We start from the raw sequence: 5,148 nt of genomic DNA, 5'->3' as shown, positions 1-5,148 counted from the left end.
CCGGTGGTGGTGCTGTGGATGTCGGTCCAGGTGGTGCCGTCGGCACTGGTCTGGATCTTGTACGCCTTCGCGTACGCCCCCTCCCACTGCAGGACGACCTGGCTGATCGTGGCGGTGGTGCCGAGGTCCACCCGCAGCCACTGGGGATCGCTGAACTGGCTCGACCAGCGCGTACCGGCGTTGCCGTCCACCGCGAGGGCCGCGGCGACGTCCGCGCCCTCCTGCGACGACGCGGTCGCGGGTCTGCCCTGCGACAGCAGGGAATCGGCGGCGTGCGCGGTGAACTGCACGACGCCCACATAGGCGGCGACGACGGCGAGCACGGTGACGGGAATCAACCGGCGCCAGCGTCGAGGTCGGGGCGCGTGCGGGGACAGCGCCTGGGGGGATGCCGGATGCACGGGAACTCCTGACGTTCGGGGACGGAGTCACGGGGGGAGTGATCAATGGAGAGCGCTCTCCATACCGCCGCAGTGTTGCGCCCAGTTTTCCGATGTGTCAAGCATTCCGTGCCCAGGAACCGACAAACACGGTCTTTCGGTACGGCGAGACGGCTCCTACGGAAAGCGCTCTCCACAGCTACGGTGACTCGATGGACGAAGGCGGAGTCGCGGAGCTGATCGAGCGGGCGGGCTACGGACCGCAGGAGCCGGTGGCAGTAGCGATCCGCCGTCCGGGTGCGGAACCGACGGTCGTCACGCGTCCCGCGAACGGCCCGGCTGCGGAGTCGATGATCTACATTGCCTCGCTGGCCAAGCAGATGACGGCGGCCTGTCTCGCCCTGCTGGTCAGGCGGGGCCAGATGGACACCGAGACGTCGGCCCGCCACTGGCTGCCGGACCTGCCGTCCTGGGCCGATGCGGTGCGGCTGCGCCACCTGCTGCACCACACGGCCGGGCTGCCCGGCGACGCCCGGCTGCAAGGCCCCGGCGACCGCACCTCCGTCGGCATGCTGACTGCCCTGAAGTCCGTGCCCGCACCTGAGGCGGAGCCGGGCAGCCGGTTCGCCTACTCGAACGCCGGCTACATCCTGCTCGCCGCGATCGTGGAGCGGGCCACGGCACAGCCCTTGCCCGACTTCGCCCGCGACCACCTCTTCGCCCCACTGGGGATGTCGCGCACGCTGTACTGGCCCGGTCCCTCGGCTCAGCCCCTGGGCGCCATCCCCATCGAGCCACCGCATCCGGCCCCCTTGTCACTCGGCGACGGGGGTGTGTGGAGCACGCCCGCCGACCTGCTGCGCTGGGGCGACGCCCTCAACGAGGACCGGTTGCACATCTCGGGCCTGCTGCAGACGCCGGGATTCCTGGACGACGGGACGCCGCTCGACTACGCCTGGGGTCTCGGCGTGCGGGTCCACCGCGGCCGGCGCGTCTACCGGCACGGCGGCGGCTGGCAGCACCTGCGACTACTGCTCGCCCGGTCACCCGACGCCGGTCTGACGCTGCTGACGGTCGCCCTCCGCGACCCGGCCGACCGCCACATCGGCCTCACCGACGACCTGCTCGACCGGCTGCTCGGCTGACGCCGCTGCACGCGGCATCCCGTCAGGCGGGGCGGCGAGCGAAGGAGAGCAGGACCACGAACGCGCCCAGAGTGGCCAGCGAGATCAGCTTCCACGCGAGGCTGTTGTCAGTGAGGTCCTGCACCACCTGGATGCCGGCCCAGAGAGCGAGGACCGCGTACGCCCCGGCCAGCAGCCGCGGCCGCTGGACCGGCCGCCGGAAGAGCCGGACCCGGCCCGGCCGGCGGTTGTGCTGCACCAGCAGCCAGACCGCCGACGCGAGTACCAGCACTGCCAGCACAGCCTCGGCCACGAGCAGCAACACATCGACAGTCGGCATGCCCGGGAGGATAGTGCGGCCGGGCGAGCCGAGAATTTCTTTGTGGGGTGTGTAGAGAACGGGGCCGGGTCTCCGACTCACCGGTGGAAGTGCCCCGCCGGGGGCACCCGAGGGCTGGGAGACTGAGCCATGAAGTACATGCTGATGATGTTCGGTGACGGCGCCACCATGATGCAGAGCCGGAGTCAGGAGTGGGTCTCCGAGATGATCCAGTTCATGATGTCGTTCAATGCCGAGCTGGAGCAGGCCGGTGAGTTCGTCGAGGCCCGCGGGCTGGCCGATCCCACCTCGGCCAAGACCGTCTCGCTGGTCGACGGCCAGGTGGTGGTGACCGACGGGCCGTTCGCCGAGGCCAAGGAGTCGCTGGCCGGCTACTGGGTGCTCGAGGTGAAGGACGAGCAGCGGGCGATCGAGCGGGCCGGCCAGATCGTCGTCTGGGCCGAGCGGGTCGAGCTGCGCGAGGTTCCCGACGGGCCGCCCGAGCAGTGACCACGGATCAGCCCGGTGTCGAGGGCCTGCTGCGCGAGCTCGCGCCGCAGGCCCTCGGGGTCCTCGTACGCCGGTACGGGCAGTTCGACGCCGCCGAGGACGCGGTCCAGGAGGCCCTGCTCTCCGCCGCCCTCAAGTGGCCGGTCGAGGGGGTGCCCGACAGCCCGCGGTCCTGGCTGATCACCGTGGCCGGCCGTCGGCTGGTCGACGAGTGGCGCAGCGAGAGCGCCCGCCGCGCCCGCGAGGAGCACGTCACGTTGCTCGAGCCGGCCGATCCGGCCGCCGCCGTCGATGAGGACGACACCCTCACCTTGCTCTTCCTCTGCTGCCATCCGTCGTTGTCGCCGCCCTCGCAGCTCGCCCTGACGCTGCGGGCCGTCGGTGGCCTGAGCACCGCGGAGATCGCCCGGGCGTTCCTGGTGCCCGAGGCCACGATGGCCCAGCGGATCAGCCGGGCCAAGCAGCGGATCCGCACCAGCGGGCTGGGCTTCGAGGCGCCACCCGAGGCTGAGCGGGCCGACCGGCTGCAGGTCGTACGGCAGGTGCTCTACCTGGTCTTCAACGAGGGCTACACCACGAGTGCCGGACCGGACCTGCAACGGGCCGACCTGACCGCCGAGGCGATCCGGCTGACCCGGATGCTGCACCGGCTGTTGCCCGGCGACGGTGAGACGGCCGGGCTGCTCGCCCTCATGCTGCTCACCGACGCGCGGCGCCCGGCGCGGACCGACGAACACGGCGCGCTGGTGCCTCTGGACGAGCAGGATCGCGGACTGTGGAATGCCGCGTCCATCGCCGAGGGGGTCGCGCTGGTCTCCGGGACGCTGGGCCGGGGGCCGCTGGGGCCGTACCAGTTGCAGGCCGCGATCGCCGCGGTGCACGACGAGGCCCGCACCGCTGCGGAGACCGACTGGCCGCAGATCCTCGCCCTGTACGAGGTGCTGGAACGCGTCTCGCCGGGTCCGGTGGTCACGCTGAACCGGGCGGTGGCCGTGGCCCGGGCGCGCGGGCCGCTGGCCGGGCTCGCCGTGCTGGCCGAGCTCGACGGGGACGAGCGGATGGCGGGCAACCACCGGCTCGAGTCCGTCCGCGCGCACCTGCTGGAGCTGGCCGGGGACCACGCCGCGGCGCACACCGGTTACCTGCGGGCGGCGGCCATGACGGCCAGCCTGCCCGAGCAGCGGTATCTGACGCTGCGGGCGGCGGCGCTGTCGACCCGTACCTCATCCGAACATTGAGCCGGGCCTGAGCCGGGCATGATGGTGCGGTGAGTGAACCTCCCGCCAAGGGCCTGATCCTGCTGGTCGAGGACGAACGGCCGATCGCGGACCTGGTCCGGCTCTACCTGAGCCGGGACGGCTTCGGGGTGCACGTCGAGCACGACGGCGCGGCCGGGCTGGCCGCGGCCCGGCGGTTGCGGCCGGTCGCGTGCGTGCTGGACATCGCGCTGCCCGGGATGGAGGGCACGGAGATCTGCCGCCGGCTGCGGGAGGCCGGTGACTGGACCCCCGTCGTCTTCCTCACCGCCCGCGACGACGAGGTCGACCGGATCCTCGGCCTCGAGCTGGGCGGCGACGACTACCTCACCAAGCCGTTCAGCCCGCGGGAGCTGGTCGCCCGGGTGCGGGCCCTGCTGCGCCGGGCCGCCGGGCCACCCGACGGCGGCCACGTGCGTACGCTCGGGCCGTTGCAGCTGGACTCCGGCCGGCATCTGGTCACCGTGGACGGTGTGCCGCTGACGCTCACCCCCACCGAGTTCGACCTGCTCGCACACCTGCTCGGGCGCCCGGGGCGGGTCTTCACCCGGGAGGAGCTGCTGGCCAGCGTCTGGGGGTACGCGTCGCCGGCGGGCACCCGTACGGTCGATGTGCACGTGGCCCAGGTGCGCGCCAAGCTGGGCGCCGCCGCGACCTTGATCCGCACAGTCCGCGGGGTCGGCTACACCGCCGATGCGTAGCATCCTCGGCACTCTCTCCGGCCGGACCGTCCTGGTCACCGCGGCCACCGCCGTCGTCGCCGTCATCATCACCGCGCTCGTGGCTCTGCCCATCGCGGTGCGTTCGGCCAACAACGCCGCCCGCGACGAGCTGGTGGAGAAGTCCGCGCTCGCGGTCGAGCTGCTCACCACCGAACGTCAGGTGGCCCGGGAGCGGATCGTGTCCCGGCTGCGGGCCGACGGCGTCGACGTCTACCTGATCCGGCGGGGCACCGTCGACCGGGCCGGCCTGCCGGACCGGGTGGTCACCCAGGTCGCCGGCGGGGCGACGGTCAACACCCTCGGCACGGTCGGCGGGCGCGCGGTGCTGATCGTCGGCCGGCCTCTGCGGGGCAACACCAGCGGTGTGGTGCTCACCCGCGACACCGCTTCCGGTACGGCGGCCCGGGTCCTCGGCGGAGTGTGGCTCGCGCTGCTGGCCGGCCTGCTCGGTGGTGTCCTCGCCGGAGCGCTGCTGGCCCGTTTCATCGCCCGGCCGCTGCGGCAGGCGGCTGTGGCAGCGGGCCGGCTCTCGTCCGGTGACCGCTCGGTACGCCTCGCCGTGCGGCCGCCGGCCGAGGTGGCCGAGCTCGCGTCCGCGCTCAACCAGCTCGGTGCGGCGTTGCAGATCAGCGAGGGCCGGGAACGCGAGTTCCTCCTGTCGGTGTCGCACGAGCTGCGGACGCCGCTGTCCACGATCCGCGGCTACGCCGAGGCCCTGGCCGACGGCGTGGTCGCCGCCGACGACGCGGCGCGGGCCGGGCAGACCATGGTCGCCGAGGCCGACCGGCTCGACCGGCTCATCTCGGACCTGCTGGTGCTCGCCCGCCTGGAGGCCGC

Annotated in this window: 7 protein-coding genes; 5 read left to right on the top strand and 2 right to left on the bottom strand. The window is 72.8% G+C overall.

Features of this window, described 5'->3' with window-relative positions:
• Window positions 1-335 (bottom strand): discoidin domain-containing protein (locus tag AB0C29_RS32900; RefSeq protein ID WP_360828516.1); only part of this gene is annotated, 335 nt, incomplete at its 3' end.
• Window positions 336-592: 257 nt separating this feature from the next.
• Here AB0C29_RS32900 and AB0C29_RS32895 point away from each other — a divergent pair.
• The gene (locus tag AB0C29_RS32895) at window positions 593-1,525 is read left to right on the top strand and encodes a serine hydrolase domain-containing protein (protein ID WP_360828513.1); all 933 of its coding nucleotides are present in this window, start codon (window positions 593-595) and stop codon (window positions 1,523-1,525) included.
• A 22-nt stretch (window positions 1,526-1,547) separates the two neighbouring features.
• Here the strand turns inward: AB0C29_RS32895 and AB0C29_RS32890 are convergent, their stop codons facing one another.
• Window positions 1,548-1,844 carry a hypothetical protein gene (locus tag AB0C29_RS32890; protein ID WP_360828510.1) on the bottom strand — a complete coding sequence of 99 codons (297 nt, stop codon included), beginning with the start codon at window positions 1,842-1,844 and terminating at the stop codon, window positions 1,548-1,550.
• Between the two features lie 129 nt (window positions 1,845-1,973).
• Between AB0C29_RS32890 and AB0C29_RS32885 the strand changes: the two genes are divergently transcribed.
• The 4 genes from AB0C29_RS32885 to AB0C29_RS32870 all read left to right on the top strand — a co-directional run.
• Window positions 1,974-2,333, top strand: coding sequence for a YciI family protein (locus AB0C29_RS32885; RefSeq protein ID WP_360828507.1), 360 nt, complete (start codon window positions 1,974-1,976; stop codon window positions 2,331-2,333).
• Window positions 2,330-3,571: a sigma-70 family RNA polymerase sigma factor gene (locus AB0C29_RS32880; protein ID WP_360828504.1), complete on the top strand. Its 1,242-nt coding sequence runs from the start codon at window positions 2,330-2,332 to the stop codon at window positions 3,569-3,571. The genes AB0C29_RS32885 and AB0C29_RS32880 overlap by 4 nt, the downstream gene beginning before the upstream one ends.
• Window positions 3,572-3,600: 29 nt before the next feature.
• Window positions 3,601-4,290 carry a response regulator transcription factor gene (locus AB0C29_RS32875; RefSeq protein WP_360828501.1) on the top strand — a complete coding sequence of 230 codons (690 nt, stop codon included), beginning with the start codon at window positions 3,601-3,603 and terminating at the stop codon, window positions 4,288-4,290.
• The coding region (locus AB0C29_RS32870) for a HAMP domain-containing sensor histidine kinase (protein ID WP_360828498.1) at window positions 4,283-5,148 on the top strand (866 nt) is incomplete at its 3' end. The genes AB0C29_RS32875 and AB0C29_RS32870, both read left to right, overlap by 8 nt.

It is taken from the genome of Actinoplanes sp. NPDC048791 (genome assembly GCF_040650095.1).
In the GTDB taxonomy this organism is placed as follows: domain Bacteria; phylum Actinomycetota; class Actinomycetes; order Mycobacteriales; family Micromonosporaceae; genus Actinoplanes.
Note: the sequence above shows the minus strand (reverse complement) of the source record. Positions and strands in the feature narration are given on the sequence as shown.